This is a genomic window from Paracoccus sp. PAR01 (assembly GCF_014851995.1).
GTDB classification, from domain to species: domain Bacteria; phylum Pseudomonadota; class Alphaproteobacteria; order Rhodobacterales; family Rhodobacteraceae; genus Paracoccus; species Paracoccus litorisediminis.
In genome coordinates, this window is record NZ_JACVAW010000014.1 from 37,830 (window position 1) to 64,734 (window position 26,905).

Annotated in this window: 25 protein-coding genes; 12 read left to right on the forward strand and 13 right to left on the reverse strand. The window is 62.8% G+C overall.

All coding sequences use genetic code 11. The features are described from left to right. The first annotated feature begins 11 nt into the window (after nucleotides 1-11). Nucleotides 12-1,553, forward strand: a complete 1,542-nt coding sequence (locus IB235_RS17970) for an MFS transporter (protein ID WP_192337859.1) — start codon at nucleotides 12-14, stop codon at nucleotides 1,551-1,553. Then, nucleotides 1,553-1,939 (forward strand): nuclear transport factor 2 family protein, encoded by a 387-nt coding sequence (locus tag IB235_RS17975; RefSeq protein ID WP_192337860.1) that lies wholly within the window; start codon nucleotides 1,553-1,555, stop codon nucleotides 1,937-1,939. The genes IB235_RS17970 and IB235_RS17975 overlap by 1 nt, the downstream gene beginning before the upstream one ends. Before the next feature lie 89 nt (nucleotides 1,940-2,028). On the opposite strand, the gene IB235_RS17980 is transcribed toward IB235_RS17975, so the two are convergent. Together IB235_RS17980 and IB235_RS17985 are read right to left on the reverse strand one after the other, a co-directional pair. Continuing rightward, nucleotides 2,029-3,168, reverse strand: a complete 1,140-nt coding sequence (locus tag IB235_RS17980; RefSeq protein WP_192337861.1) for an NAD(P)/FAD-dependent oxidoreductase — start codon at nucleotides 3,166-3,168, stop codon at nucleotides 2,029-2,031. A 402-nt stretch (nucleotides 3,169-3,570) separates the two neighbouring features. Beyond that, nucleotides 3,571-4,473: a LysR family transcriptional regulator gene (locus IB235_RS17985; protein ID WP_192337862.1), complete on the reverse strand. Its 903-nt coding sequence runs from the start codon at nucleotides 4,471-4,473 to the stop codon at nucleotides 3,571-3,573. Between the two features lie 98 nt (nucleotides 4,474-4,571). Here IB235_RS17985 and IB235_RS17990 point away from each other — a divergent pair, with 98 nt between their 5' ends. The 4 genes from IB235_RS17990 to IB235_RS18005 all read left to right on the forward strand — a co-directional run bounded on the left by IB235_RS17990 (nucleotide 4,572) and on the right by IB235_RS18005 (nucleotide 8,701). Then, on the forward strand, nucleotides 4,572-5,642 hold the full coding sequence (locus tag IB235_RS17990) for a 4-oxalomesaconate tautomerase (RefSeq protein ID WP_192337863.1): 1,071 nt from the start codon (nucleotides 4,572-4,574) through the stop codon (nucleotides 5,640-5,642). Between the two features lie 82 nt (nucleotides 5,643-5,724). Further along, nucleotides 5,725-6,672, forward strand: a complete 948-nt coding sequence (locus IB235_RS17995) for a tripartite tricarboxylate transporter substrate binding protein (protein WP_211595209.1) — start codon at nucleotides 5,725-5,727, stop codon at nucleotides 6,670-6,672. A 3-nt stretch (nucleotides 6,673-6,675) separates the two neighbouring features. Beyond that, a complete protein-coding gene (locus IB235_RS18000; RefSeq protein ID WP_192337864.1) occupies nucleotides 6,676-7,194 on the forward strand; it encodes a tripartite tricarboxylate transporter TctB family protein in 519 nt (172 codons plus the stop codon). Nucleotide 7,195: 1 nt separating this feature from the next. Then, nucleotides 7,196-8,701 (forward strand): tripartite tricarboxylate transporter permease, encoded by a 1,506-nt coding sequence (locus tag IB235_RS18005; RefSeq protein ID WP_192337865.1) that lies wholly within the window; start codon nucleotides 7,196-7,198, stop codon nucleotides 8,699-8,701. Between the two features lie 113 nt (nucleotides 8,702-8,814). Here the strand turns inward: IB235_RS18005 and IB235_RS18010 are convergent, their stop codons facing one another. Genes IB235_RS18010 through bioB form a run of 7 tightly spaced genes read right to left on the reverse strand, consistent with a single transcriptional unit; the run spans nucleotide 8,815 to nucleotide 14,777 of the window. Further along, nucleotides 8,815-9,426 carry a GntR family transcriptional regulator gene (locus IB235_RS18010; protein WP_192337866.1) on the reverse strand — a complete coding sequence of 204 codons (612 nt, stop codon included), beginning with the start codon at nucleotides 9,424-9,426 and terminating at the stop codon, nucleotides 8,815-8,817. Nucleotides 9,427-9,442: 16 nt separating this feature from the next. After that, nucleotides 9,443-10,198, reverse strand: a complete 756-nt coding sequence (locus IB235_RS18015; protein WP_192337867.1) for a methyltransferase domain-containing protein — start codon at nucleotides 10,196-10,198, stop codon at nucleotides 9,443-9,445. After that, on the reverse strand, nucleotides 10,195-10,812 hold the full coding sequence (locus tag IB235_RS18020) for a pimeloyl-ACP methyl esterase BioG family protein (protein WP_192337868.1): 618 nt from the start codon (nucleotides 10,810-10,812) through the stop codon (nucleotides 10,195-10,197). The genes IB235_RS18015 and IB235_RS18020 overlap by 4 nt, the downstream gene beginning before the upstream one ends. Further along, nucleotides 10,812-12,095: an adenosylmethionine--8-amino-7-oxononanoate transaminase gene (bioA, locus tag IB235_RS18025; RefSeq protein ID WP_192337908.1), complete on the reverse strand. Its 1,284-nt coding sequence runs from the start codon at nucleotides 12,093-12,095 to the stop codon at nucleotides 10,812-10,814. The genes IB235_RS18020 and bioA overlap by 1 nt, the downstream gene beginning before the upstream one ends. Continuing rightward, a complete protein-coding gene (gene bioD / locus IB235_RS18030) occupies nucleotides 12,095-12,718 on the reverse strand; it encodes a dethiobiotin synthase (RefSeq protein WP_192337869.1) in 624 nt (207 codons plus the stop codon). Before bioD ends, bioA begins: the two co-directional genes overlap by 1 nt. Continuing rightward, nucleotides 12,715-13,848: an 8-amino-7-oxononanoate synthase gene (locus IB235_RS18035; protein WP_192337870.1), complete on the reverse strand. Its 1,134-nt coding sequence runs from the start codon at nucleotides 13,846-13,848 to the stop codon at nucleotides 12,715-12,717. The genes bioD and IB235_RS18035 overlap by 4 nt, the downstream gene beginning before the upstream one ends. Continuing rightward, nucleotides 13,845-14,777: a biotin synthase BioB gene (bioB, locus tag IB235_RS18040; protein ID WP_192337871.1), complete on the reverse strand. Its 933-nt coding sequence runs from the start codon at nucleotides 14,775-14,777 to the stop codon at nucleotides 13,845-13,847. Before bioB ends, IB235_RS18035 begins: the two co-directional genes overlap by 4 nt. Before the next feature lie 521 nt (nucleotides 14,778-15,298). Between bioB and IB235_RS18045 the strand changes: the two genes are divergently transcribed. The 3 genes from IB235_RS18045 (at nucleotide 15,299) to IB235_RS18055 (ending at nucleotide 17,456) form a co-directional block, all read left to right on the forward strand. After that, nucleotides 15,299-16,522 carry a GTP-binding protein gene (locus IB235_RS18045; protein WP_192337872.1) on the forward strand — a complete coding sequence of 408 codons (1,224 nt, stop codon included), beginning with the start codon at nucleotides 15,299-15,301 and terminating at the stop codon, nucleotides 16,520-16,522. A 40-nt stretch (nucleotides 16,523-16,562) separates the two neighbouring features. Beyond that, the gene (locus IB235_RS18050) at nucleotides 16,563-16,835 is read left to right on the forward strand and encodes a DUF6525 family protein (RefSeq protein WP_192337873.1); all 273 of its coding nucleotides are present in this window, start codon (nucleotides 16,563-16,565) and stop codon (nucleotides 16,833-16,835) included. A gap of 141 nt (nucleotides 16,836-16,976) precedes the next feature. Continuing rightward, a complete protein-coding gene (locus tag IB235_RS18055; RefSeq protein WP_225612453.1) occupies nucleotides 16,977-17,456 on the forward strand; it encodes a MarR family winged helix-turn-helix transcriptional regulator in 480 nt (159 codons plus the stop codon). A 2-nt stretch (nucleotides 17,457-17,458) separates the two neighbouring features. Here the strand turns inward: IB235_RS18055 and IB235_RS18060 are convergent, their stop codons facing one another. The 3 genes from IB235_RS18060 to IB235_RS18070 form a co-directional block, all read right to left on the reverse strand. Next, nucleotides 17,459-19,432 (reverse strand): TonB-dependent receptor domain-containing protein, encoded by a 1,974-nt coding sequence (locus IB235_RS18060; protein ID WP_192337874.1) that lies wholly within the window; start codon nucleotides 19,430-19,432, stop codon nucleotides 17,459-17,461. Nucleotides 19,433-19,845: 413 nt separating this feature from the next. Then, a complete protein-coding gene (locus IB235_RS18065) occupies nucleotides 19,846-21,987 on the reverse strand; it encodes a TonB-dependent siderophore receptor (RefSeq protein WP_192337875.1) in 2,142 nt (713 codons plus the stop codon). 153 nt (nucleotides 21,988-22,140) lie between these two features. Further along, nucleotides 22,141-23,109 (reverse strand): ABC transporter substrate-binding protein, encoded by a 969-nt coding sequence (locus tag IB235_RS18070; protein WP_192337876.1) that lies wholly within the window; start codon nucleotides 23,107-23,109, stop codon nucleotides 22,141-22,143. A 171-nt stretch (nucleotides 23,110-23,280) separates the two neighbouring features. On the opposite strand from IB235_RS18070, the gene IB235_RS18075 reads away from it, so the two are divergent. Genes IB235_RS18075 through IB235_RS18085 form a run of 3 tightly spaced genes read left to right on the forward strand, consistent with a single transcriptional unit; the run spans nucleotide 23,281 to nucleotide 25,991 of the window. After that, on the forward strand, nucleotides 23,281-24,267 hold the full coding sequence (locus IB235_RS18075) for an iron ABC transporter permease (protein ID WP_192337877.1): 987 nt from the start codon (nucleotides 23,281-23,283) through the stop codon (nucleotides 24,265-24,267). Further along, the gene (locus IB235_RS18080) at nucleotides 24,264-25,208 is read left to right on the forward strand and encodes an iron ABC transporter permease (RefSeq protein WP_192337878.1); all 945 of its coding nucleotides are present in this window, start codon (nucleotides 24,264-24,266) and stop codon (nucleotides 25,206-25,208) included. Before IB235_RS18075 ends, IB235_RS18080 begins: the two co-directional genes overlap by 4 nt. 15 nt (nucleotides 25,209-25,223) lie before the next feature. Beyond that, nucleotides 25,224-25,991, forward strand: a complete 768-nt coding sequence (locus tag IB235_RS18085) for an ABC transporter ATP-binding protein (protein ID WP_192337879.1) — start codon at nucleotides 25,224-25,226, stop codon at nucleotides 25,989-25,991. Here the strand turns inward: IB235_RS18085 and IB235_RS18090 are convergent. Continuing rightward, the gene (locus IB235_RS18090) at nucleotides 25,986-26,876 is read right to left on the reverse strand and encodes an alpha/beta hydrolase (RefSeq protein WP_192337880.1); all 891 of its coding nucleotides are present in this window, start codon (nucleotides 26,874-26,876) and stop codon (nucleotides 25,986-25,988) included. The genes IB235_RS18085 and IB235_RS18090 overlap by 6 nt on opposite strands. Between the last annotated feature and the right edge of the window lie 29 nt (nucleotides 26,877-26,905).

Sequence of the window (26,905 nt, forward strand, 5' to 3'; positions counted from 1 at the left end):
AGGAGATCGACATGCAGCCGACCTCCCAATCTTCAGCGGGTCGGAAGGAGTGGTTCGGTCTTGCCGTCCTCGCCCTTCCGACCCTGCTGGTGTCGATGGACATGACGATTCTACATCTTGCGACGCCATCGCTCAGCACCGCGCTGCAGCCGAGCGGTCCAGAACTGCTGTGGATAGCCGACATCTACGGCTTCCTGATGGCTGGCGCGCTTATTCCCATGGGCGCACTTGGCGATCGCATCGGCAGGCGTCGGTTGCTGCTGGTCGGATCGGTCTTTTTCGGGCTGGCATCAATTCTGGCGGCCTTTTCTGTCAGTGCGACAATGTTGATCCTCTCGCGGGCGATACTGGGCATCGCTGGGGCCACGCTGATGCCCGCGACGCTGGCGATGATCCGGAGCCTTTTCCTCCTGCCCCGCCAGCGCAGCGTCGCCATCGGCATCTGGACCACATGCTTTACGCTGGGCGGCGTGCTCGGCCCGCTTGTCGGTGGTCTGCTGCTGCAGCATTTCTGGTGGGGCTCGGTCTTTCTGGTGGGGGTTCCCGTCATGGCACTTCTGCTTGTGCTGGGCCCGATCTTCCTGCCCGAAGTCCGCGGATCCGATGATTACGCCGTCGATATGCCAAGTGTTGTCCTGTCAATGGCGGCCGTGCTGGCCATTGCCTATGCCGTCAAGCATCTCGCCGAGGTCGGAGTCACGGCCACCACGTCTGTAGCATTCTTGGTTGGTGTCGTTGCAGGCTGGGCCTTCATCCGCCGTCAGGCTCGGCTGAAAGCACCGCTGGTCGATCTGGGTCTATTCAGGAACAGCGCATTCCGCGCTGCGCTTGGCGCGAACATGATGGCGCTGTTCGCCTGGGTCGGGGCCTCTCTGCTGGTTGCGCAATATCTGCAACTCGTCATCGGCCTGTCGCCCCTGACCGCTGGACTGTGGACTATTCCGCCAGCAATTGCTTGTGTCGCAGGGTGCCTCGGTGCGCCTGTCGTCGTCCAGCGTGTCGCGCCGGTCGCCGTCGTCACCTTCGCCCTGCTGCTGGTGGCAGTGGGTTTCGCGATACTGGCGGCATTCACCTCTGGTCTCGGATTGGTGGCGATCATTTCGGGCATGTGCCTGCTGGGTCTCGGTGTCGCAACCATCGTCACGCTTGGCACCGACCTCATTCTGACTGCGGCACCGCCCGCCAAGGCCGGTGCGGCATCCGCAATTTCCGAAACGGGGGCCGAGCTTGGCGGTTCGTTCGGCGTGGCGGTGCTGGGCAGTGTCGGCGTGGCCGTCTACAGGGCCGCAGTTGCGATACCTGCAGAGATTGACGCAGAGCGCGCCGCTGCAGCACGCGGCACCTTGGGCGCGGCCGTCGAGATTGCCGATACGCTGCCGGGTTCCAGCGGTGCCGCTTTACTTGCATCCGCTCAGCAGGCCTTCGAGCGGGGGCTTGTCTTTGCCTCGGCAGCGGGATTCTGCATCCTTCTTTGCACCGCAATGCTTTTCGCATGGGCCAATCTGCGCCGGGGGGCTTCCGACACCATCGTTCACAGCAAAGGAGAGGCCTGATGACCCGTGAGCGTCGGGAGCAGGAGATCCGTGCTTTGATCGACGACTGGACCGATGCGATCTGCAACGGAGACATCAAGCGCGTGCTGGAAAATCGGACCGACGACATCGTCCTGTACGATGTACCGGAGCCGCTTCAGTCGACAGGGATCAAGGCTTACGAGGCGACCTGGAGCTTGTTCTTCGATCACAATCCGGCAGGCCCCGACCGCTTCCGCTTTCGCGACATCCAGATTGTCGCTGGCGAGGATGTCGCCTATGCGTTCGGACTTCTCATCATTGGTGGCGGCGATGCCCATTGCCGCCTCACCCTCGGGTTGCGGCGCGTCAACGGCGAATGGAAGGTAACGCACGAGCATCATTCGATGCCGATCAAGCTCGGCTGAGCGCGCCCCGAGATTTTTTCGCCGCTGTAGCTGCCGTCTGACCACGCGCGGAGATTGCTTAGTTTGCCCGCAACTTCGCGATGCGGCGGCTACGCCCATCCGCGATTTTCGACGCGTCGTGGCGTTACCGTCGGCAGCCTTTCCGCCACCAGATCCCCGAGGAAAAGTGACGAGGTGAGACCGGGGCTTTCAATGCCGAACAGGTTCACCAACCCCGGCACGCCATGCATTTCGGCCCCCTGCACAACGAAATCCTGCGATGCCGCCCCTTGCGGCACGATCTTGGGGCGGATGCCGGTATAACCCGGCACCAGCGCACCATCGGCCAGATCCGGCCAGTAGCGGCGAATGGCGCGGTAGAAGCTACCCTCGCGCCCCGGATCAAAGCTGTAATCCGGGCTGTCGATCCAGCTCACGTCGGGGCCGAACTTTGCCTGCCCGCCCAGATCCAGCGTCAGATGCACGCCAAGGCCGCCGGGAACCGGGACCGGATAGATCAGTCGCGAAAACGGTGCCCGGCCGCGCAAGAGAAAATAGTGCCCCTTGGCGAAATAGGCCGGCGGGACATGTGCTGGTTCCAGCCCCACGAATGTACGCGCCAGCTCCGGCGCGAAAAGCCCCGCGGCGTTGACGACAGAGCGCGCCCGCAGCAGCATCGGATCGGCATCCCCAACTTCCAGATCGATCCCCGCTGCCGTGACCCGGCCCGATCGCACCGGACTGTGGAAGGCAAAGATTGCGCCATGCGCCTCGGCATCGCCCTGAAGCGCCAGCATCAACCCATGGCTGTCGACAATCCCCGTCTCTGGAGAGAGCAATCCTGCGGTGCAATCAAGCGCGGGCTCCATCGCCCGCAACTCGCCCAGCCCCAGCAAGCGGATGTTCTCGACGCCATTCGCCTCGGCCCGGGCACGGATCGCGGCAAGCTGCTCCGCCTCGGACGCATCGGTGGCGACAATGATCTTTCCGCAGCGCCGGACATCGACCCCACGTGCTGCGCAATAGTCATAGAGGCGGCGCCGCCCCGCGACACAGGCCCGGGCCATCAGGCTGCCTTGCGGATAATAGATGCCGGCATGGATGACTTCGCTATTGCGCGAGGAAGTACCGGTTCCGATCGTTCCGGCAGCCTCCAGCACCAGGACCTCACGGCCCGCCATGGCAATCGCGCGGGCTGCGGCAAGACCCACAACCCCCGCACCGATCACCACGCAATCAACATTTTCCATTATTGCCCCTGAAGCAGTTCGGCGTCCGGATAACCTAAAGGTTGTTGCAGCCTATCCAAGGTATCTCGATCTTGCGCCAGTGGACGCGGTCGCCCGTAGCTGTGACGCGGGTGTCAGCGCCGACTGGAATTTCCCCACAAGCGCCGAGGCAAGGTTCCCCAGTTTTGGGCCTCGGTGATCAGCCGAGCAGGTGATCCTCCCGCTTTTTTGGCGGCAGTGGCGGCATGATCTTGACGTGTAAACGGGTGGCTTCCTAGGTCACCTTCGCTTCGAATTTTGCAGAGTAGCGCTTGCGTTTCGCCATTTCGGAGCGGGGTCTTCCTCAGACGCTAAAGCTTGGCGACTGATCCGAAATCCCGCGACCACCTCTGTTCCCTCCACGGCTGGAGCTGTCTAGGATTTCTATCCATGCCATTCATTAACAAGCATTTCTCTGAATCGAAGGGCAGAAGGTGACAGCCGCGCTCCTCGTCTTTCAACGACACCAATGGAGCGCGTAACCACCGGATCTATGAGCTTGACGGTCGCAATGAGAGGATGCTCTCGCTGCGGGGTGGCCAGTTGCGGAAGAACTGAGACACCCAACCCTGCCTCAACCAGCCCCAAGGACGTCGAAAGGTGGTTCACTTCGTAAAACCAGTTCAGGGTGAGTTGCTGATCCGCCATGGCAAGCGCGTGATCCAGCACCGCCCTGTTGCCCGATTTCTTTGATACCCCGATCAGCGGATGTCCCTGAAGCTCGGACCAGGGCAATGAGGATGTCATCGCGAAGGGATGATCGCGCCGGCAGGCAAGTACAAAGGGATCCTCCATCAAGGGGGTGAAGATCAGGTCGTCCCGTGTGGCGCCGACGATGTTGATCCCAAACTCCACTTCGCCATTGGCGACGGCGTCGAGGCCCTCGTTGGCGGACAGGTCCATGATGCGGAACCTGATCCCCGGAAAGCGCTGATTGAACGCCTCGATCACGCGCGGAAGAAAGTAGAAGGCGGCGGTCGGCACCGATGCCAGCGTCACCTGCGCGCGATGGCGCCCGCCAAGGTCGGATATGGACAGCAGCGACTCCTCGAACTCGTCAACCAGCCGCCTGACCAAGGGCATCAGCTCACGTCCGATTTGCGTCGGCGCGACACGCCGCGTCGTCCGTTCGATCAGCTGGGCACCCACCGCTTCCTCAAGGCCCTTGATCCGACGCGACAGGGCGGGAGTCGACAGGTTCAGAAGCCGCGCCGCCTCGCTGAAGGAAGAGAGCTCAAGCACGGCCAGAAAGGCCCGCAGATCCAGAAATTCAAAATTATTCCGCATGACGCAACAATCGCACAATTCTTCGCAATTCACAACATAGTCCGATCTGGCGCATCTGTTCCCCGAAGCGGCTCGACAGTCGCAATGGGAGAATCAGCGTGGACGACCAGATCCGCATTCCTTGCGTCTTGATGCGCGGCGGGACCTCGAAGGGCCCGTTTTTCCTGCACAGCGATCTGCCGAGTGATCCGCAGCAGCGCGACGAGTTGCTGATCGAAATCATGGGGTCGGGGCATCCGCTGCAGATTGACGGCATTGGCGGCGGCACGTCTCTCAGTTCGAAAGTGGCAATCGTCGGACCCACGACGCGTGACGGGGCTGATGTGGACTACCTGTTCGCGCAGGTGAAGGTGTCGGAACGCCTTGTGGATACCGGGCCCAATTGCGGTAACATGCTGTCGGCCGTCGGCGCGTTTGCCATCGAAAAGGGACTGATCGCGGCCCAAAGCGGTGAGACGCGGGTTCGGGTCCACAACGTGAACACCGGCAAGATCATCGAGGCCAGAGTCCAGACCCCGGGCGGAGAGCTGCGCTATCAGGGGGATGCCGCAATCGATGGCGTTCCGGGAACGGCTGCTCCGGTCTATCTTGCGTTTCTGGAGGCAATCGGTGCAAAAACCGGCCGCCTGCTTCCGTCCGGCACCCCGCAGGAAATCATCAATGGGATTGCTGTCTCGCTGATCGATGGGGCCACGCCGGTTGTGATCGCGCGGGCAGAGACCTTTGGCCTGACAGGTTTGGAAAGCGCGCAGGAACTGGACGGTAACAGTAGTTTCATGGCGCAGCTCGAGGAGGTCCGGATCGAGGCTGGGCGACGCATGGGGCTTGGTGACGTTCGCGCGTCCGTCTTGCCCAAACCGGTTCTCATCGGCCCTGCAAACAACGGAGGCAGCATCTCGGTTCGCTACTTCACACCGCATGCCTGTCATACATCATTGGCCACAACCGGCGCGGTCTCTGTCGCAATCGCCGCGACCCTGCCAGACAGCATCATTGGCGCGGCTCTGCCTGAGCTGCGATTTCCAGCGGATCTGTCCCTCGAACATCCGAACGGACGCATGGATGTGCGGGTTGAGATCGACGAGCAGGAAGGCAAGCCGGTTGTCTACGTGACCCGGACCTGCCGGTTGCTTTTCGAAGGCTCGGCTTTGGTCCGCCGCAAAAACTAACGGTCCTGACCGACGTGGAGGAACGTCGCAGGATGACTCATTCAAGGGAGGAAGACAAATGACCCAATTCACTCGCCGTTTCATGCTCGCCATCGGCGCGGCAAGCATCTCGGTGTCGGCGTTGCCGGCATTCGCCCAGGACTATCCGACCAAGCCTGTCACGTTGGTTGTGTCCTATGCGGCAGGGGGTGGTACGGATGCCATCGCGCGCGTGTTTGCAGCCCGGCTTGAAAAGGCGCTTGATGGCCGTGTGATCGTCGAAAACCGTCCTGGCGCTGCGGCCAACATCGGTACGGACGTGGTCGCCAAGTCCGATCCGGATGGCTACACACTTTTGATCGGCAACCAGGGTCCGATGGTGGTCAACCCGCATATCTTCAAGTTGCGGAATGATCCGGCCGAGACGCTGGACCCGATCGCCATGATCGCCGACGCCCAGTTGGTGGTCGTGGTAGGACCGCGACTGCCGGTCAAGTCCATGGCTGAACTGCTGGAAAAGGCCAAGAGCCAGCGGCTGGTCTATGGTTCGGCGGGGAATGCTTCTGCCAGCCATGTCGCTACCTTGCTGATGGGGCAGATGGCGCATGTCGACCTGAAGCATGTTCCCTACAAGGGCGCCGGCCCCGCAGTGAACGATCTGGTCGGCGGACATGTCGATTTTATGGTAACGACCGTGCCATCGGTGATCGGTCTGATACAGAACGGCACTCTGACCGCCTTGGCAGTGACGGGCAAGGAACGCTTCCCGGCCTTGCCAGATCTGCCAACCGTAGCCGAAGCCGGGCTGCCCGAATACAGCGCGACCGCATGGTATGGGCTGCTCGGGCCCAAAGGGCTTCCCGAGGAGGTCCGCCAGAAGTTGGCCGGGGCCACGGCAGAAACCTTGGCCGATCCCGCCTTCCTGGAAAGCCTGCAAAAAGACGGGGGTGTTCCGTCCCATCTGGTGGGGAAGGATTTCGCCGATTTCATGGCCAGCGAACGTGAGCGCTGGGGCGAGGTCGTCAAGGCCGCCAATATCAAGGTGGAATAAGTCATGAGCCGCGAGGTTGCCCCTCCTACTCCATCGCTGAACCCATGGCTTGGTCGTGAACGACTGGCCGGTCTGAGCCTCGTGGTGTTTGGTCTCTTTGCTCTTTGGGCCGGTTCTGACCTGCCGTCTTTCACGCAGGACGGCATAGGTTCGGGGCTTCTGCCAAGGGCTCTCGCGTTGATCATTGCGCTTCTGGGCGTGGTGCAGATCGTCGTGACATGGAAGGATACACCGGAATCGACAGGCAGCTGGCCGATCCGTGACATGCTGCCGGTGTTGATCGGTGTGTTCCTGTTCGCGCTCACGATCCGCGGCTACGATTTCGGTGCATTCGCCGTGCCGGTGCTGGGCATGTCGGTCGCGACACCCTTGTCGATCATTTTTGCCGGTGCGGCTGCCAAGGATGTGCGCTTCGGTGAATTGATCGTTTTCGCCGCCATCCTGACTGCCATCTGCATTGGCTTGTTCCGCTACGCGCTTGGGCTGTCGCTGCCTGTAGCGCCCTGGCTGATCGGATACTGACATGATCGAAACAATTGAACATCTAGGCCTGGGTCTTTCCGTCGCCCTTACGCTGCAGAATGTGTTCTTCTGCTTTGTCGGCTGCCTGATCGGGACATTGGTGGGCGTGCTTCCCGGCGTCGGTCCTGTTGCCACGATCTCGATCCTGCTGCCGGTGACGCTGTCACTGGACCCTACCGGCGCGTTGATCATGCTGGCCGGCATCTATTACGGCGCGCAGTACGGCGGATCGACCACCGCAATCCTGGTCAACATTCCTGGCGAGGCCACGGCGGTCGTCACGGCGATTGACGGGCACGAGATGGCGAAGAAGGGCAAGGCCGGACTCGCCTTGGGCCTGGCCGCCATCGGCTCCTTCATCGCCGGAACCTTTGCCACGATCGTCATCGCGGCGCTTGCGACTCCGATGACCAAGCTGGGGCTGCTTTTCGGGCCTGCCGAGTATTTCTCGCTGATGATCATGGGGCTGGTGCTGGCGGTTGTCCTTGCGCATGGCTCGCTGGTCAAGGCATTGGCGATGATCGTTGCCGGTGTTCTGCTGTCCTGCGTCGGTGCCGACATGGAGACTGGCCGCGAACGGATGACCTTCGGTCTGCACATGCTGACCGACGGCATCGAGTTCGTGGTGCTGGCCATGGGCATCTTCGGATTTGGCGAGATATTCAAGAACCTTGCCGACCCGGAAAAGCGGGATGTGGTTCGCGGAAAGATCGGTCGCCTTCTGCCCACCTTTGCCGAGCTGCGCGAGAACATCAGGCCGATCCTGCGCGGGACCGGGCTTGGTTCCGTCCTGGGCGTGCTTCCGGGTAACGGTGCGATCCTTGCGCCTTTTGCAAGCTACGCTCTTGAAAAACGTCTCTCGGATCGACCGCAAGATTTCGGCAAGGGGGTTCCGGCCGCTGTCGCCGGGCCGGAATCTGCCAACAATGCCGGGGCGCAAACTTCCTTCATCCCGCTGCTGACGCTTGGTCTGCCGCCCAACGCGGTCATGGCCCTTATGGTCGGCGCGATGATGATTCAGGGGATCGTGCCCGGCCCGCAGGTGATCGAGAACAATCCCGACCTGTTCTGGGGGCTGGTCGCGTCCATGTGGATCGGCAACCTGATGCTGGTCGTCATCAACCTGCCGCTGATCGGTCTGTGGGTGAAGCTGCTGAAAGTGCCCTACCGGCTGCTTTTCCCGGCGATCGTTGCCTTCTGCTGCATTGGCCTGTTTTCGATCTCGAACGATCCGGCGCAGGTCATGATGGCGGGCGTGCTCGGACTTCTGGGATTTGCCCTCTACAAGCTTCAGTTCGAGGCCGCTCCTTTGGCGCTCGGTTTCGTTCTGGGTCGTCTTCTGGAGGAAAAGCTGCGTCAGGCGCTGCTCATATCGGATGGCAGCATGACCACCTTCCTGACCTCACCGCTATCGGCCTTCCTGCTTCTGATCGGTCTTGTGGCTCTGGTCATCGCCGTATTGCCGTCGATGCGCAAATCTCGTGATGAGATCTTCACCGACGCCTGACGCTTTGGAACGCGGCTCAGGGTCGCGTTCCAATCACTCCTTTAAGTTACCATGTCTTTGGACAGCCCGAGATCGTAATCGGTGGCCGTAAACCGGCCCCCGATCCGGTGATATCAAATCACCAAATTCAACCTCTGCAGATGCCGGTCGAGGATGGCTGCGGCGGCCTTTGCATCGCCGCGCCGGATCGAGGCCATGATGCCGTGATGGTCGGCATCGATACGGGGGCGCCACCGATTGCGGTAATGGACAAGGATGTAGCGCGCGGCGACATCCTGCAGGTTGTCCACGATCTCGGCGAGGCGGGGCATATTGCAGCCTTCATAGATCTTGGCGTGAAAGGCGCGATTATACTCCTCCCAGTCGAAGATATTGTCGGCCTGATCGCATGCGTGGCGCAGTTCATCGGCCTCGCGGATCTGCTCGGAGGTCAGATTGGGAACGGAGTGCAGCAGCGTCATCGGCTCAAGCGCCAGACGCATGAGCTTGAGTTCCTTTTGTGCCAACGGATCAAGCGGCGCCACCTGCACGCCCCGATGTGGCTGCGAGACGGCCAGTCCCTTTGACACCACTCGCAACAGCGCTTCGCGCACGGGGACGTGGCTGACACCGAATTCCGCCGCGATATAGTCCTGCCGCAGCTTTTCACCGGCCAGAAGCTCGCCCCGCACGATACGGCGCGTCAGTTCGGCGGCGATGACATCTGGGGACGGAACATGCGCCATTGCCTGCGTCTGACCTTTAAACCTGCTTCCGGGTAACGCCGGTCTGACCCGACTTGCGGGCCAAGCAATAGGAGGGACGATAGGTCAAAGTCAAATCGCCCTCGCGGTTCATCCGTGCCATCAAGGCCTTGAGCGCGGCAGGCCTGAGCCGCCCGCCCAACAGCCCGTTCACCCCGGTCGCCCGCAGATGCGCAAACAGGGCCTGCGCGGTCGGAAAATGCACAGGGATGGCGTCGTCGCGCGCGGCAAGCAGCTCCATTTCCGCGGGCAGCGCCGCAGCCAATGCAGCGCCACGGCGATAAGAGGACGCGCCCGGTGGCAACCCCAATGCGGCGAGTTCGGCGAAGTTTTCGGGGCCAAAGCTGGAAATGGCCAGAATGCCACCCGGAGCAAGCGCGCCGCAGAAGCCTTGGATCAAACTTTCGGGGTTCGGTATCCATTGCAGCATTGAGCTGCTGGCAATCAGATCGAGCCGCTGCGGCAACGCCAGCTGCGCAATGTCCCCGGCCAGTCGCGCCGGTGGCGCTGTCCATGCAAGATCCGGCAACGGCGCGGCAAGATCGTTGAGCCAGAAGACCCGTGGCGCCAACGTGATCAGCCCGCTGGTCAGAAAGCCCGAACCATGCCCTGCCTCAAGGATGCGCGGGCAAGGGGGCACGAATGGGCGCAGGTCCTCGAACAAAGTCCGGGCGATCCGACGCTGTGCCTGAGCCTCGGCCTTGTAGCTCGATAGATGTCGCGAGAAGGCCGCGCCGATACGGGCAAGGGTCATGCGAAAATCTCTTCCCAGTCCTGCCAGATCGGAAACGGGTTGTGACCGGTTTCAAGCCACGAGGCCTGATGCCCCGTCCAGACGGACTGCATGGATTGGGCCGTGAAAATACGGTCGCGACGACCAGCGAATACCCGGTCAAAGCCCACATCGCCCGTGGCAGGACTTGCGGCGGGGCGTCGGGCGATCAGCGCCAGTTCCTCTCGCAGCGCGGCCACGTCTGGGGCCGCTGGCACTGCCACCCCTGCGCGACGGGCGAAGCGATCAAGGGCCGCGGGCGTCACTTCGGCCATGGTGCGGGCATAGATTTCGGGGGCGATGCCAAAGCGTTCGTGGGCAACATAGGGCGATCCGCAAACCGCCACGGCGCGGTCGGGCGCCACCGCCGCAAGCTGCCGTGCGGCCACCGCTACGCCCAGCGAATAGGCCAGGACCCGAACCCGCGCATAGGACGCGAGCAGCGCGTGGGGCAGGATTTCATCGCGATAGTCGTCCAGCACCAGAACATCGCTATCGCCGGTGAGGTACAGGAACGGCGTCACCCCGACCGCCCATCCCGAAAATACAAGGATGAGGCTGCGGGCCTGCCCCCGACGCAGCCATGTCTGGCGCATCACAGCCCCCTTGCGATAGCAAGCATCGCCGCCGTGATCCGCGAGACATCTTCGGGCTGGGTGATAAAGGGCGGCATCGCATAAAGCAGCCTGCCAAAGGGACGCAGCCAGACCCCTTCGCGTGCGCAGAAGGCATGGACCTTGGCCATGGGCAGCGGGTCCTTCATCTCGATCACGCCGATCGCGCCCAGAACACGCACATCCGCAACTGTCAGGTAGGTCGCAGCGCTGGCAAGCTCGGCGCGCAATTGCACCCCGATCCGGCGCGCCTTGGCCGACCAGTCCCGCGACCGCCAAAGGTCAAGCGCTGCCCCAGCGACTGCGCAGGCCAAAGGGTTGGACATGAAGGTCGGGCCGTGCATCAGGGCGGCAGGATTGCCCTGTCCGATCCGCTCGGCCACGTCGGCCGTGGCGATGGTGGCGGCGAAGCTCATGATGCCGCCGGTCAGCGCCTTGCCGAGGCACAGGATATCCGGGCGCACGCTTGCATGATCCATCGCGAAAGCTGCGCCCGTCCGGCCGAAGCCCGTCGCGATTTCATCGAAAATCAGCAGGATGCCATGATGATCGCAAAGAGCGCGCAAACCCCGCAGATAGGCGGGGTGATAAAAGCGCATCCCGCCTGCGCCCTGCACGACAGGCTCAATGATGAAGGCCGCGATATCCGCGCCATGGCGGGCGAAAAGCGCCTCGACCTCGGTAAGCCCATTCTGCGTGGGTTCGTCCAGCCATTCGGCATCAAACACCAAAGGCGGCGTTGGCACGAAATGCTGGGCACTGACGGCGCGGCCGAAATGGCTGTGCATGCCGGTCTCGGGATCACAGAGGCTCATCGCCTTCCAGGTATCGCCGTGATAGCCGCCGCGTGCCGTGGCGATCTGCGTGCGGGCCGGATGACCCGCCGCGATCTGCGCCTGCACGGCCATCTTGACGGCAACCTCTACCGCGACCGAGCCGCTGTCGGAATAAAAGACCCGGTCCAGCCCGTGGGGCAGCAATGCCACCAGCTTGCGTGTCAGCGTGATGGCGGGTTGATGGGTCAGCCCGCCAAACATCACATGCGGCATCCGGTCGGCCTGCGACTTGAGCGCGGCAACCAAGGCCTCGGGCGCGTGGCCATAGGCGGCGCACCACCATGACGACATGGCGTCGATCATCTTGCCGCCGTTTTCCAGATGCAGCCAGATGCCCTCGGCCTTGTCGACAAGATGCACCGGGCTCGGCGCGCTCATCGCGCTATAGGGGTGCCAGATATGCTGGCGCTCAAAGCTCAGCGCTTCCATCATAGCGCCTCCCGGATGGTGGCAAGGTCGATGCCGCCGAAAGCTGCCGCCAGAGTCGCGGGTGTCAGGGTCCCAAGGCGAGGCAGGCGGCCAAGGTTGCGCGCCTGCCCGATCCGGCAGATGATGGCTTGGCTGTCGGCCATTTCGTCGCCGACAAAGGCGATGCCAAGAAGATTGACCCGGCGCGCGCGCAAGGCTTCAATCGTCATCAGGCTGTGGTTGATCGTGCCCAATCCGGTCCGCGCGACCACAATCACCGGTGCCTGCCAGCGGGCCATGAGATCCGCGTATAACAACCCCTCATGCAGCGGGACCAAAGCCCCGCCAGCCCCTTCGACGACGAAGGGGCCGGTGCCATCAGGCAATTGCAGGCGGGCGGGGTCTATGACGACACCCTCGTCCGCGGCGGCGAGATGCGGCGAGGCCGGGCGTTTCAGACGATAGGCCTCGGGCAGGACGGGACGGCCACTCAGCCGTGCCACGATCTGGCTGTCGGTCTCTTCCTCAAGCCCGGCCTGCACCGGCTTCCAGTACTGCGCATTCAGGGCTTTGGTCAGGCCAGCCGAAAAGATGGTTTTGCCGATCCCGGTATCTGTGCCGGTCACGACCAGGGCCGAAGTCATTGGAAATCCCTCCGTTTGAGGTCACCGATCAGGGCGAAGAGCGCGTCGATATCGTCGGGACCCACGCCACCGGTAATGGAAATGCGCAGCCGTGCGGTGCCTTTGGGGACGGTCGGCGGGCGGATCGCGCGCACGTCGAAGCCCCGGTCCTGCAGATGCCGCGCGGCCCGCAGCGCAGCATCATCGGAACCGATGACGATGGGCAGGATCTGGCTGGGCGGCAGTTCGATCCCAAGGCCACGCGCGGCTTCATGCGCATGGGCGCGCAGTCTTGCCGCCATCTGGATGCATTCGGGATTGCCCCGCAGATGCGCCAGCGTCCGGGTGACCGCAGATGCCATCAAGGGCGAAGGCGCTGTGGCAAAGATAAAGGGCCGCGCACGATTGATCAGGGTGTCGATCAGCACGCGATCGGCGCAGATCAAGGCACCACTTGCGCCAAGGGCCTTGCCGCAGGTGTGCAGCGCAACCGTCGGAACATCCCTGATCTCTGCTGCGAACCCCCGACCAAGGGTGCCGTAAACCCCCGTGGCATGGGCCTCATCAAGGACCAGCACCGCATCGTGGCGCGCCGCCACGGCGGCGAAATCGTCCAGAGGCGCGAAATCGCCCTCCATGGAGTAGACGGTCTCAAGCGCGATCCAGACCCGCCCACGCCCACCGGCCAGCCGCCAGGCCAAGATGATCCGTTCGGCGTCGTCCGCGTCATTGTGGCGAAACGCCTCGGCGCGCGCCGAGCCAAGGCGCAACCCCTCATGTGCGCTGGCATGGATCAGCGCGTCGTAAAGCACCAAATCATCGGACATTGGCAGGGTGGCAAAGATCGCCTGGTTGGCCTGAAAACCGCCCCCCATGTAAATCGCGGCCTGAGAGCCAAAGAACTGCGCCGCCTCGGCCTCCAACGCCAGATGCTCGGGATGGTTGCCGCGCAGCAGCCGCGATCCCGTGGCTCCGACTGGCACGCCCCGTTCTAAAGCATCGGTAACCGCCATGCGCAGCACATCCGACCCGGCCAGTCCCAGATAATCGTTCGAGGCGAAATCGAGACCGGCGGCCGGCACAAGGCTGCGCAAACGCCGACGCGTATCAAGGACCGACAGGCGTTCGGCATGGCGGGGGAATGCGGTCATACGCGCGGCTCTTCGGCCATCAGGCCAAGCTTGGCGAATAGTTGCGCGTCCTTGCTTGCATCGGGGTTATCGGCCGTCAGCAGCGTATCCCCGATAAAGATCGAATTGGCGCCTGCAAAGAAGCACATTGCCTGCAACTCATCCGACATCTCGCTTCGACCCGCCGACAGGCGCACATATGAGCGCGGCGCGAGAATGCGTGTGGTGGCAATGGTGCGCAGCATTTCGATCGGATCAAGCGGCGCCACATCCGCCAGAGGCGTTCCTGCCATGCGCATCAACATATTGATTGGAATGGATTTCGGCGGCTCGGGCAGATCGGCGAGCGTCTGGATCATGGCGATCCGATCCTCGGCCGTCTCACCCATGCCAATGATCCCGCCCGAGCAGACATTGATCCCGGCGCTGCGCACGCGATCGATGGTGTCGAGGCGTTCGGCAAAGCTGCGGGTCGTGATGATCGAGGGGTAGAAGCGCTCGGAGGTGTCGATATTGTGGTTGTAATAGTCCAGCCCCGCCGCCTTGAGTTGCACCACCTGACGGTCGTCGAGCATGCCCAGCGTCATGCAGGTTTCCAGCCCCATGGCCTTCACCCCCTCGACCATGGCGATCACGGCTGGCATGTCGCGCTCTTTGGGCGACCGCCATGCCGCGCCCATGCAGTAACGCGTCGCGCCCGCCTCTTTGGCCTTGCGCGCCTCGGCAAGAACTTTCTCGACCTCCAGCAGTTTCGACGCGCTGAGCTGTGCCCCATTGCGTGCCGATTGCGAACAATAGGCGCAATCCTCGGGACAGCCGCCGGTCTTGATCGAAAGCAACTTAGCGCATTGGATGCGATTAGGATCGAAATGCGCCCGATGGGTCGTCTGGGCGCGATAGAGCAGGTCCATCAATGGCAGATTATAGATAATACTGGCTTTTTGCTGCATGCGCGCGCCTCCTTCACCGTTTTGGAGAGGAGACAGGGCTTTGTCGCGAAGTGCAATTTCACAAACTATCTATCATTCTGGTTGGCGGCTTGAGAGAAATATTAATTAATAACAATGCCATGTTCGGATGCGAGATGGATTTTAGCTTGGTAGTGATCATTCAAAATTATCTATAATATAGAAAAGTCGTCAACTCCGTCAGACAGAGGCACGGGTTCGCTCTGAACGACCTGTAAGATGGATTTACTCACCACCCGCGAGCGCACCGATAAGTTCCGACCCTTTTCCTGCGCAGATATCCCGCACGGATTAGAGATGATGGCCATAGCGACATCACGTCTATGGTCGCGCGCGACAGGAGCGGCAAGCTCGCGGGTTTCTGCGGTCACGATCCACGCCGTCGTCGAGGTTGGAATGTGGGGGCCGCGCCCCTGAGGGATAGTCCCCCCAGAAGTCGCTTGCATACCGGAGGCAGCTTCACCTATTAAATGTAATGTTATTACATTTCGAAAAGAGCAAGCATGCACAGGATACCCGGAACAAGTGCACCTCGGCTTCCAGTTACCGTTTTGTCGGGCTTTCTGGGGGCGGGAAAGACAACGCTGCTGAACCACGTTCTGAACAATCGGCAGGGCCGCCGCGTGGCGGTGATTGTCAATGATATGTCCGAAGTGAACATCGACGCCGATCTGATCCGGACCGGGGCTGAGCTGTCTCGCTCCGAGGAAAGGCTGGTCGAAATGACCAATGGCTGCATTTGCTGCACGCTTCGCGATGACCTGCTGCACGAGGTGCGCCGCCTGGCCGGGGAAGGACGTTTCGACTACCTGCTGATCGAATCCACGGGCATTGCCGAGCCCTTGCCGGTTGCCGCGACCTTCGATTTCCGGGACGAGGATGGCACCAGCCTTTCGGATGTGGCACGCTTGGACACGATGGTGACGGTTGTCGATGCAGCGAACCTGACGCGCGATTTTGCCAGCCATGATTTCCTGACCGAACGCGGCGAAAGTCTGGGAGGGCAGGATGATCGAACGCTGGTCGATCTGCTGACCGACCAGATCGAATTCGCCAATGTCATCGTCCTGAACAAGGTCGGCGCGGCTGGGCCCGAAAGGTTAGATCACGCAAGAAAGATCCTGCGCGCGCTCAACCCGGATGCCGAGGTCATCGAGGCCGATTACTCGCAGGTTGATGTGGCGCGTATTCTGGATACCGGACTGTTCGATTTCGACAAGGCGCAGGAGCATCCCTTATGGGCCAAGGAGCTTTACGGTTTCGCGCATCATGTCCCCGAAACCGAGGAATATGGTATTTCCTCCTTCGTCTATCGTGCCCGGCGTCCCTTTGATCCGGTTCGCATCCATGCCGTGCTGAACGGCGAATTGCGCGGCGTGATCCGGGCCAAGGGCCATTTCTGGATCGCAACCCGGCCGGATTGGGTGGCCGAGTTCAGTCTGGCTGGCGCGATCTCGACCGTCATCCCGCTTGGACGCTGGTGGGCCGGAGTGCCCAAGCAGCATTGGCCGACAGTGACCGACAGCCTTGCCGCTGCGGTCGAACTTTGGGAGGAGCCTTGGGGCGACCGACGGCAGGAATTGGTCTTCATCGGTGCAGGGATGGACAAGGCCGGGATCACCCGCGAACTTGACGCCGCATTGGTCAGGGAAAATGCGTTCAACCCGGAAACTTGGGCCAATCTTGCCGATCCGTTTCCGGTCTGGGGCTTGCGTCGCGATGGATAGCCGCGCCGTGTCAGTCCACGACCAGATCGAAAAGTGACCAATGCCCCGCAACAACCTTGCGACCTCATTGCGCAAACAGGCACGCGCCGGTTCCATGGATGATTTCGACCGTCTGCCAGCAGAGCTTCGGCAATGGCTGGCGCAAGCTTGCCTGCCCTGGAGCGCTGGATCGGTGGTCCGGATATCGAAACGCGCTGCGAAAGCGGATGGTCTGGAAACGGCTCGGCTGCATGCAAGGCTTGATGCCGCCGAGCGCAAGACCCTGCGCAGGGACGCGATCAAGGTCTGGGGACGCCATTATCCCGTCGATTGAGCGGCCCGGCAGGGTCATGCACCTGCCGGGCCGTCCAAAAGTGATGAAGCGCCCGCGAAATCTCCTGCAAGAACGGACGCCATCACTCGCCGTCCTGCGCGAAGTGACCTATCCTGAGCGCAACCAGTTCAGGATTTCACTTTGCTTGCCACCCAAACGCCAGCCCCGGGCCAGCCGCAATTCGGCGATGACGATCCGGGCATCGCCTATAACCGTGTCTTCTTTGGTCTGCTGCGTGTCCAGCGCAGCCTGATGCCCGAGATCGAAAAGAGCCTGCGAGAGTTGGGGATACCCGATCCGATCTGGTACGAGATCCTTTACGCCGTCGAACAGGCGGGCGAGAACGGCGTGCAGATGTTGTCGCTGCAGGATCGCCTTGCCATCCCGCAATATGCTCTGTCCCGGCATGTCGCGCGGATGGAGCGTGCGGGACTGATCCGGCGCGAATCCGTGCCGGGGGCTGGGCGCGGCCAGAACCTGCACCTGACCGAGATGTCGGTCGGATTGCAGGACCGCGTCTGGCAGGTCTATGTCGCCCGCATCCAGGCCGCCATCGGCCCGCATATGACAACGGACGAGGCCTATGACCTCGTCCGCTACCTCAACCGGCTTTACGGGTGAGCCTAGAATTTCATCGTCGCAACGACCGAAACGGTGCGGCCCGGCTCATATAGCGGGGTCACGCTGGAATAGTCCTGACCATAGGTCGCGCGATCGGCATATTCCTTGTCGAACAGGTTGTTGACCTCGGCGCGGATCACCAGCCCCTCGACCGCAGGGGCGGCATATTCGGTGAACAGGTTCACGACGCCATATCCGGGGATGTTCTGATCGGCATCCATATTGGTGTCGTCATAGGCCTGCGCCGCCTCGATGCTGCCCCCGAAACTGAAGGCGCTGCCAGCCGGATTGTGCTGCGCCTCCAGCGCAAGGATGCCGCCCAGGGGTGTGCCCAGATCGACGGCGGCGTAGCTGTCCGAGCCTGCCCCGTTCACCTCGAACTTGCTGTAGGAATAGCTGGCGCGCAGGAAGCCATTGTCCCAGCCGTAGCCCAGACCCAGATTGAAGCCCCGGCTTTCCGCGTCGGCATTGGAGTTCGCGCTGTAGGTGCTGACCCGCGCGTCGTTGATCTTTGTCAGGAACAGCTCGCCATCCAGCTGGACGGCACCGGTCTCATAATCAAAGCCAAGCGTATAATTCTCGGCGCGCGCCGCCTTGAGGCCGGTGTAATCCCATGCCGGATTGAAGATGAAGTTGTCCTCAAGCGTCACGCCGCCAAAGACCGAGGAGACGCCACCACGCAACCTCAACCCGTCGGTGACGGCATATGAGACCGAGGCATTGCCGCTGAACCCCGAGAAGCTGTCCTCCCATCCCGTCGTGCCGGTGAAATTCTGGTGATCCCAGCGCGCGCCGAACGACACCGACAGCCTGTCGCTGGGCTCAAGTCGCGCCTGCGCAAAGATGCCGATATTCTGCGCGCTTTCGGTGACGTCGCCCGAGACCGCGTCGCGATAGCGGCTTTTGCGGTCGTAATAGTCGATCCCTGCGACCACGCTGTCGCTGTCCGAAAGCTGGAACCGGTTCTCGATCGTTGTCGACAGGGTCTTGTTCAACCCGCGGCTTGTTCCGATCTCGGATTCCAGCGGCTGGTCCACCCCGATATCCACCTCGGAATAGCCGATGACGGCACGAGGGTCCCAGATGCCATCGGCCTGGGTGTTTTCATAGGACAGGGCGTAGGTACGCCGATCCGTGTCATAGCGGCGCAGGGGGAACGGTCGGCCGTCACCGACGAAATTCGCGCGATAGGGGCGCAGGGCATCGTCCTGCATGCGCTGGCCGGATAATTCGACGCGGTGCCCGCTTTCGGTCTCATAGGCCATCTTCAGCAGGCCGCTTTGCAGATCCGCCGCCGAGCCGGCGACCGTATCACCGGCGCCGGTTTCGTAATCATCGCCCGTCGCGGCCTTCAGATAGCCCAACCACTCAAGGCCGTCGTGGCGTCCGGCGATCGTGGCCGAGCGGCCAAAGGTCTTGCCATTGTCGGCATAGGACAGGCGGACATTGCCCCCGATGTTCTGATCCTCGGCCAGAATGTCGGCGGCATCGACCGTTTTCATCACCACGGCACCGGCCATCGCGTTCGGGCCGGCATCAGCGGCCGCGACCCCGGCATCGACGCGAACGAACTTCATCAATCCCGGATCGAAGGCATTGGCCGACACATGGTGGAAGATGCGGTTGTTCTGCAGGACGCCATCGACGGTGACCGAAAGGTTCAGCATGTCCACGCCGTTGACGTAGATCTTCTGCGCCACCGGGATCGCGCCGCCGACGGAAACCGATGCAATCCCCGCGAACAGATCCTTGAGATCGCCCATGCGGGCCCGGTCCAGCTCGGCATCCGCAACATATTGGCTGGTACCGCGATCGGCAGCATTCCCGTCATCGTCACGCGCCCGCATGATCAGCGGGTCCAGAACGATAGCACCGCCCGCGGTTAATTGTTGTTCAGAGGTTTCGCTTTGCGCCAATGCGGGCATCGGCAAGGTCGCCAGCAGCAAGACGGCTATCGGAATGCGTTCACGCGCCATTATCAATCTCCTGTAGGTTGATTGGCTTGGAACGCGGTTCGTGGCTATCCACCGCCCCTAACATGGCGAGATAAAACATGCAATTGCATGTTAAGGTGCGACCTGAGCGTCTGCGGGACGCTTCGGCGCACCACATCCGCCCGCTAACTCTCTCTGACCGATGGAACTCTGGGTTTCATCATATGCCTGTCCACGTTCAGATCCGTCACGGCATGGTTTGCTGCGGGGTCGTGCCGGCTTTCATTGTCCAGTGCTGGCCCAGATAGTGCCGTGAACTGTTCATTTATCGGAAAGGGGGGCCTGCCTCGGAGTTTCACTCACATGGCATCTGCCTCGGTTTCGCCTGAACGGAGCGAGCTGCGAAACGGGATGTCACCGTGCGAAGGCACCAGCCCTCGCACGGTTATAGTAGATCAGAAGGCGCGCGACAGGGTCAGCGTCGCTTCGCGGCCTTCGCCTTGCGCACAGCCATAGCCCGCCGCGCTGCAGGTCGCATAATATTCCTCGTCGAACAGGTTGGTGACGTTCAGCGCGACCGAGTAATCATCCCAAGTGTAATGCACGGCCATGTCGGCCAGGACATAGGAGTCGACCTCGCGGCTATTGGCATTGTCGGCCCAGGTCTTGCCGACATAGCGCAGGCCACCACCAAGGCTCAGGCCTTCGGCGGCACCGTTGAAGTCATATTCAGCCCAAATCGAGGCGGAATGCTCGGGGACCATCGCGGGCTCATTGCCCTGATCGCCGTCCTCGGAGCTGAGCACCTTCGCGTCGATATAGCTGTAGCCCGCGATCAGCGAGATCGCCTCGGTCACCTGACCACGCGCTTCAAGCTCAAGTCCGCGATGGCGGACCTCTCCGGTCTGGATCTGGAAGCCCGAATTGACCGGGTCCGAGGTCAGGACATTGCTCTTTTCGATATTGTAGAGCGCCGCCGCCAGTTGCAGTTGCGTACCGGCGGGCTGGTAGCGCAACCCGACCTCAAGCTGCTTGCCCTCGGTCGGCTTGTATTGCTCACCGCCAAAGGTCTGGCCAATATTGACCGTGAAGCTTTCGCCATAGCTGGCATAGGGCACGAAGCCGTTGCCCAGATCCCAGGTCGCGCCCAGCATGCCGGTGGTAGCATTGTCCTTCTGGGCCGAGTCCATGCCCCACAGGCGATCCTCTGTCTCATTCTCGACCCACGAGCGGCGCAGACCAGCCGTCACCGTCACGCCATTGCCGAAGCGGATGTGATCCTGCGCGTAGATGCCCTTTTCGAGGACCTCGGTGCGCGCGTCGTTGAAGGCGCCCGGCTCGGTCACCGGCTGGTCGAAGTTCAGCGCGGAAAGCGCAATGACATAGCCCGGATCGGCATAACCCATGCTGCCATCGCGGATCTGCTTGCTGACATCGATGCCAAAGGTCAGGACATGCTCGGCATCGCCCATGCGGCCGCGATATTCCAGCTGGTTGTCCAAGGCCCAGTAGCGCGCCTTTTCGTCCACGGTGAAGGCCGTGTAGTTCAGGTTTGCCGGCAGCGGCGCACCCGCCGTCAGACCGCTGGAATAGAGGTGGTTGTAATCCGTCGTCTGGCGGGCATAGCGGAAGTTCTGCCGGACCTTCAGACTGTCGTTGAACTCATGCTCGGCCTGCCAGCCAATGCTGGCCTGTTCGGTCTCGAACTTGTTCCAGGGATGCTGGGTGTTCAAGAAGTCAGAAGGCAGCGTTCCGCCCGAGGTGTCATAATCCTCGCCCGCGACGGGGACCATGACGTTGGGCATCATGTTGTCTTTTTGCCAATGGGCAAGGAAGGTGATCGAGGTCTGATCCGTTGGCGCCCAGGTCGTGCTGAAGGCCAGAAGATCGCGATCATCGTCCGAGTTCTTGATCGAATTCGCGCCGTCGCGCGTCAGCCCGGTCAGGCGCCACGACAGGGTCTTGTCGGCATTCACGTCGCCCCAATCCACCGCCAGTTCCACCGTGTCATGCGAGCCATAGGACAGTTTCGCCTCGCCCAGATGGGCGAAGGTCGGGCGTTTGGTGATCATGTTGACCATGCCCGCGGCATCGTTCGAACCGTAAAGCACCGATGCCGGTCCCTTCAGCACGTCGATGCGCTGGATCATGTAGGGATCGACCTTGAAGCCGGAAAAGCTTTGCGCCTTGTTGATCAATCCGTCGCGGAAAAGTCCGTAAACGCCCAGATCGAAGCCACGGATCGAGAATTGGTCGAAACGGTCGTCCATGCCCCAGGGCGAGGCGACGATACCGGGGATATAGGCCAGCGCGTCCTCGATCTGGACCGGGTCGCGATCCTTAAGTTCCTGCTCGGTCACGGTATTGACCGTCATGGGCACTTCGGTCAGCGGCGCGCCGGATTTCAGCCCGGTCGCAGTTGTGCTGACCGTATATCCGACCCCACCCGAAATCGGTGAGCCTTGGCCCTGCAATATGACCGGGTCCAGGGTGACGCTTTCCTGCGCGAAGGCAGGCAGCGCGGTCAGCGCCGTTGCAGAAAGCAGCAGCGCAAGGCGGGGCCGCGGAAATTCCGAGGAGGACAGGAAAAGGGGCATGATGGTCCGGCCGTTTTCTCGCTCCACCCGCCTATATATGGCGCGGTGGTGCGGTGATTGCGTCTGACGGATGCGGATCCGCCGATTGCTGCCGGGGTTGCGTCGGGACGCTGCCTTGGTTTTTCACGCTTCTGTGACCCTTCGCGGGTCAAGTCAAGGCGTCTGCTCCGTCAAGGTCGCCGGATCGCCGTCCGATGCTGCCGCAAGCATCCGGGTCAGAGGCTCCAGCGCCCATTCGATAGACAATGGTGACTGGAAACTCATCGCGCCCATCATCTGGGGACTGGCCCAGATTGCGCGGCCTTCGCGCGCGGCGCGTGTATTCTGCCATGAGGGCAGGGCCTCGATCGCTGCGCGCGAAGGGGCCTCGACCAGCCAGAACAGCACATCCAGATCAAACAGATCGAAACGTTCGGGACTGATCTGGAAGCGATCCGAACCGCCGACCATCTCGTCAAAGACCGGGGGCGACTTGATCCCGAAGCTTGCAAGCAGGCGGTTCGCGCCGTCCATGCTGCGATAGCCGACGATCTGGCCGTTCTGGAAATAGGCCGCCGTACCGGACAGGCCGCGAAACTGCGGATGCGCCGTGACGGCGGCGTCGACCTTGGCGCTGATGCGGTCGATCACGGCTTCGGCCTCGGTCTCGCGTCCGGTCGCCTGCGCGATCAGTCGCAGCTCGGCATCCCAAGGCCCACCCCATAGCGGGTATTCGGCGGGTGGACCCAAGACCGGCGCGATCTGCGAAAGCTGCGCGTAAAGCGCGGCATCCATTGGCGCGAAAGTGGCAAGGATCAGGTCGGGTTGCATTTCCCAGACCCATTCCACGTCGATTTCGAAACCTTTCTGCACCTCGGGCTCGGCCCCGACGGCCTTGCGCTCGTCCTCGGCCCATGGGCCGGTCGCATAGGGATGGTCGCCGAACCAGTCATGCACGCCCACCGGCGCAAGTCCCAGTGCGTATAGGAAATCCTGCTCGTGATAGCCGACCGAGACGATGCGCTGCACCTTGTCGGGGTCGATCGTGGTCTCGCCGAAACCGTGGTGCAGGGTGATTTCCTCGGCCGCTGCAGGCAAGGCAAGGGCGGCAAGGCTGGCAAGGATCGCAAGGGCGCGCGGCATGGTCATTTCCATCGGTTCTGGTGCTGCCTTGCGCCGCCGCGCTGGGTCATTCGGGGCTAACCGCTGCGACAGGCCCGGTCAAGCCGCTTGACCCCGACACGCTGCCCTGCAATCAGGCGCGAAAGGCCAGCCCGTCGCCAGCCGTCGCGAATTTCCCCAACGGAGCCCGCCTTGCGAATTCTGCCCCGCCTCACTGTGCTTTGGCTTGCCGTTCTGGCCGGGCTCTTTGCTGCGCTTTGTCTTGGGGCGCAGGATTATCCGCCGAATGTTCTTTGGGCGGCGCTGACGAATTTCGACCCGACGGACCCGGCGCAGGGCATCATCATGGGCATGCGTCTGCCCCGCGTGCTGGCCGCTCTGGTGATCGGCGCGGCGCTGGCCGTGGCGGGGGTGGTGATGCAGGCCATGGCGCGCAACCCCCTGGCCGATCCGGGCCTGACCGGGGTCAATGCCGGGGCGGCGCTGGCGGTGGTCCTGGGGCTGTTCTGGCTGGGCGCGCTGTCACAAATCGTCGTCGCCGGGCTAGCTTTGGCGGGTGCGGCGCTGGCGGCGGTTCTGGTGCGCTATCTGGCCGGGGGCGGCGACAATACCCTGCGCCTGCCGCTGGCGGGTGCGGCACTGTCGAGCCTGTTCATGGCCCTTGTCGCGCTGATCGTCCTGACCCAACCCGAGGCGCGCAACGCTTACCGTTTCTGGATGGTCGGCTCGCTCGCCATGGCGCAACTGCCCGCGCTGGCGGTCCTTGCGCCCGTCGCAAGTCTAGGCATCGTGATCGCCGCGCTGGTCGCGCGCCAGATCGAGGCGCTGATGCTGGGTGCCGAGATGGGGCTGGCCCTTGGCCTGAATGTCGGGCGGGTCATGGGCTTTGGTCTTGCCGCCGTCGCGCTTTGCGCGGGGGCAAGCGTCGCCATCGCCGGGCCGGTCGGTTTCATCGGACTGATCGCTCCGCATCTGGCGCGGCGCATCTTGCCGCAGGCCAGCCTGACCCAGCAGGTGGCGCTGGCCTGCCCGCTGGGCGCGGGGCTCGCCATCTTTGCCGATCTCTTGGGACGCTGGCTGGTCCGGCCCTCGGAATTGCAGCTTGGCCTGATGCTGGCGATGCTGGGCGCGCCGGTCTTCATGGTCCTGATCCGCCGCATGATCCGCGAGGGCACATGAGGTTTCTCGGGCTGCTCCTGCTTCTGCTGGTCCTTGCTGTCCTGTCACTTTCCGCCGGGCGGGTCTGGCTGGGGCCACCTGCGCTTCTCGACGCGCTCATGGACCCCGAAGGTGCGGGGCGCATGATCTGGAATCTGCGTTTGCCGCGTCTGCTGGTGGGCATGATTGCCGGGGCGGGCTTTGGTCTGGCGGGCCTGACCTTCCAGACCTTATTGAGAAACCCGCTGGCCTCACCCGATGTGATCGGTGTGACGCAGGTTGCGGCCTTTGGCGCGGTGGCGGCGCTTTTTCTGGGCGCCCCGGTGGTCCTTGGTGCCTGGGCCGGAGGTTTGGCAGCGGTCGCGGCGCTGGGTTGGTTGGCCGCCCATCCCCGCCACGGCATCGAGACGCGCGCCGTCGTTCTGCAAGGTCTGGCCCTAGCGATCTTTGCCGCTGCGGGAACCGAGGCATTGATCCTGCGCATGGGCGACAGCAGCGCGGGCATGGCCATGACATGGCTCAGCGGCACGCTGAACGCTGCGGGCTGGGCCGAGGTCCGGCGCGGCATCTGGCTTGCGCCGCTGCTGATGCCGTTGCTGCTGGCGGGGCGGGTGCTGGACCGGTTGGAACTGGGCGATGACCTTGCGCGGGCGCTTGGCCTGCGTGTCGGGCTGCTGCGGGCGGGGCTTGGTCTGATCGCGGCACTTGTCGCGGCCGGGTCGGTCGCGCTTTGCGGGCCGATGGGCTTCGTCGCGCTGGCCGCCGGGCCGGTCGGCAGGCTGGTTGCGGGCGGCCGTCCCAGCCCCCTTGCGGCGATGCTGACCGGGGCGGCTTTCGTGACGCTGGCCGATGTATTGGCCCGCGCATTGGCCCCGGCCGCTTTGTTGCCGACGGGGTTATATACCGCGCTCATCGGTGCGCCGGTGCTGATCCTGACCGTGCGCCGCATGGCGCGGCGTTAAAGCGAAAGGACGAACATGCCCTTCGAGATCCGCGACCTTTCGATCCATCTGGGCGGAATGCCCGTCCTGCATGGGCTGGATTTCACACTGCCGGCGGGCGGGATCACCGGTATTATCGGCGCAAATGGTTCGGGCAAGACCACGATGCTGCGTGCCATGGCCGGGCTTTTGCCGCCCGAGCACGGCTTGGTGCGCCATCAGGGTCAGGACATTCCCACGCTGCCTCCGCGCGCCCGGGCACGTCGCATCGCCATGCTGCCGCAATCGGCGGCGGCCCCGCCCGGCCTGACCGTCCGCCAGCTTGTGGCGCGCGGGCGGACGCCGTGGATGCGACCTTTTCTGCCGATGGGCCCCGCGGATCGTGCGGCGGTCGATCGCGCGCTGCAGGCCGTGGGACTGGTCGATCTGGCCGCCCGGCCCGTAGACAGCCTGTCGGGGGGGCAGCGGCAAAGGGCGTGGATCGCGCTGGTCCTTGCACAGGAATGCGACACGATCCTGCTTGATGAGCCGCTGAATTTCCTCGACCTGCCGCATCAGGCCGAACTGGTCGGGTTGCTGCGGCAGTTGGGAGAGACGCGAAGCGTGGTGATGATCCTGCATGACCTGACCATCGCCGCCCGTGTCTGCGATCAGGTTCTGGCCCTGCGCGAGGGGCGACTGGTCGCCATCGGTCCGCCCGGCACGGTGCTGTCCCCCGAGCCCCTGCGCGAGACCTTCGGCATCGGCTTCGATTGTACCACCCTGTCGGATGGTAAACCCGTGGTTCTGCCCGCGGGCCTATGAGCGCAGGTCAAAGACCCAATGCAGCGCCCGGTTCACCGCGACGGGAAGCAGGGACATATGGGTTTCCCCGGCATAGGTCTCATAAACGGCCGTGACGCCGGGCAATCGGTCCAGATCCTCGGCCATCTTGCGCGCGGCGTCCAAGGTGCGCTCCTCGGCCTTGGCAGCAAGGCGCTTATCTGCATCCTTGGCCCCGCGCTGGAACGGGGCAAGCAGGTCGCCCTCCCATTCCCCGGCGGAAAGATGCACGCGGATCTGTCGCCCCTTGGGATCGAAGGCATCGCGATGGGCCAGAAGGAAACTGTCCTCCCAGGTAATCGAGGGACTCGCCGCGATCCAATGGGTGAAGGCGTCGGGGCGGTTGAACATGAGCCAAAGCGCGAAAAGCCCGCCGAAGGAATGGCCGAAAAGCCCTTGCTGCGCGGGATCGAGCCGGGTGAGGGTTCCCAGAAAGGGGCGAACATCCTCAAGGATGAAGCGCGCCAGTTCGGCCCCGCCGCCGGTCCGGACCTCGGGCGTGCCGGGCCAGAAGGGCGGATAGGTCGCGCCGGGTGGCGGGCCAAGATCCCAGCTGCGACGGAACGGGTCATAGGCGTCCTCGGTCGGATAGCCGATAGCGACAAGCGCGCCCGGACCCAGATTTGTCCCGGAAGGGTAGGGTGCCTGCGCTCGCATCGCGTCGATCGCCGTGGCGATCACCGCATTCCCGTCGGTCATGAAAAGCGTGGGCCAGCCCGCTTCGGGCATCTCTCCGGGCGGTAGCCACAGAAACACGCGCCGGATCGCGCCGCTTGCCGTATCTGCCATATCGAACCAGCGCAGCCCGGCATGGCCCGTGCCCTCGGCGGTGATCGCCGGCAAAGCGGAGAAGGTGTTGCTATCCATGATTTCTCCTTGGGACACCGCAGTTGCGA

What these genes read in the sequence shown, in the direction of transcription:
- IB235_RS18045 (WP_192337872.1), top strand. Translation starts at nt 15,299, where the DNA reads ATGCACAGGATACCCGGAACAAGTGCACCTCGGCTTCCAGTTACCGTT.
- IB235_RS18005 (WP_192337865.1), top strand. Translation starts at nt 7,196, where the DNA reads ATGATCGAAACAATTGAACATCTAGGCCTGGGTCTTTCCGTCGCCCTT.
- IB235_RS18000 (WP_192337864.1), top strand. Translation starts at nt 6,676, where the DNA reads ATGAGCCGCGAGGTTGCCCCTCCTACTCCATCGCTGAACCCATGGCTT.
- IB235_RS18085 (WP_192337879.1), top strand. Translation starts at nt 25,224, where the DNA reads ATGCCCTTCGAGATCCGCGACCTTTCGATCCATCTGGGCGGAATGCCC.
- IB235_RS18015 (WP_192337867.1), bottom strand. Translation starts at nt 10,198, where the DNA reads ATGACCCTTGCCCGTATCGGCGCGGCCTTCTCGCGACATCTATCGAGC.
- bioD (WP_192337869.1), bottom strand. Translation starts at nt 12,718, where the DNA reads ATGACTTCGGCCCTGGTCGTGACCGGCACAGATACCGGGATCGGCAAA.
- IB235_RS18035 (WP_192337870.1), bottom strand. Translation starts at nt 13,848, where the DNA reads ATGACCGCATTCCCCCGCCATGCCGAACGCCTGTCGGTCCTTGATACG.
- IB235_RS18070 (WP_192337876.1), bottom strand. Translation starts at nt 23,109, where the DNA reads ATGCCGCGCGCCCTTGCGATCCTTGCCAGCCTTGCCGCCCTTGCCTTG.
- IB235_RS18020 (WP_192337868.1), bottom strand. Translation starts at nt 10,812, where the DNA reads ATGCGCCAGACATGGCTGCGTCGGGGGCAGGCCCGCAGCCTCATCCTT.
- IB235_RS17975 (WP_192337860.1), top strand. Translation starts at nt 1,553, where the DNA reads ATGACCCGTGAGCGTCGGGAGCAGGAGATCCGTGCTTTGATCGACGAC.
- bioA (WP_192337908.1), bottom strand. Translation starts at nt 12,095, where the DNA reads ATGGAAGCGCTGAGCTTTGAGCGCCAGCATATCTGGCACCCCTATAGC.
- IB235_RS17995 (WP_211595209.1), top strand. Translation starts at nt 5,725, where the DNA reads ATGCTCGCCATCGGCGCGGCAAGCATCTCGGTGTCGGCGTTGCCGGCA.
- IB235_RS17985 (WP_192337862.1), bottom strand. Translation starts at nt 4,473, where the DNA reads ATGCGGAATAATTTTGAATTTCTGGATCTGCGGGCCTTTCTGGCCGTG.
- IB235_RS17970 (WP_192337859.1), top strand. Translation starts at nt 12, where the DNA reads ATGCAGCCGACCTCCCAATCTTCAGCGGGTCGGAAGGAGTGGTTCGGT.
- IB235_RS17980 (WP_192337861.1), bottom strand. Translation starts at nt 3,168, where the DNA reads ATGGAAAATGTTGATTGCGTGGTGATCGGTGCGGGGGTTGTGGGTCTT.
- IB235_RS18060 (WP_192337874.1), bottom strand. Translation starts at nt 19,432, where the DNA reads ATGGCGCGTGAACGCATTCCGATAGCCGTCTTGCTGCTGGCGACCTTG.
- IB235_RS18050 (WP_192337873.1), top strand. Translation starts at nt 16,563, where the DNA reads ATGCCCCGCAACAACCTTGCGACCTCATTGCGCAAACAGGCACGCGCC.
- IB235_RS18065 (WP_192337875.1), bottom strand. Translation starts at nt 21,987, where the DNA reads ATGCCCCTTTTCCTGTCCTCCTCGGAATTTCCGCGGCCCCGCCTTGCG.
- IB235_RS18080 (WP_192337878.1), top strand. Translation starts at nt 24,264, where the DNA reads ATGAGGTTTCTCGGGCTGCTCCTGCTTCTGCTGGTCCTTGCTGTCCTG.
- IB235_RS18090 (WP_192337880.1), bottom strand. Translation starts at nt 26,876, where the DNA reads ATGGATAGCAACACCTTCTCCGCTTTGCCGGCGATCACCGCCGAGGGC.
- bioB (WP_192337871.1), bottom strand. Translation starts at nt 14,777, where the DNA reads ATGCAGCAAAAAGCCAGTATTATCTATAATCTGCCATTGATGGACCTG.
- IB235_RS18010 (WP_192337866.1), bottom strand. Translation starts at nt 9,426, where the DNA reads ATGGCGCATGTTCCGTCCCCAGATGTCATCGCCGCCGAACTGACGCGC.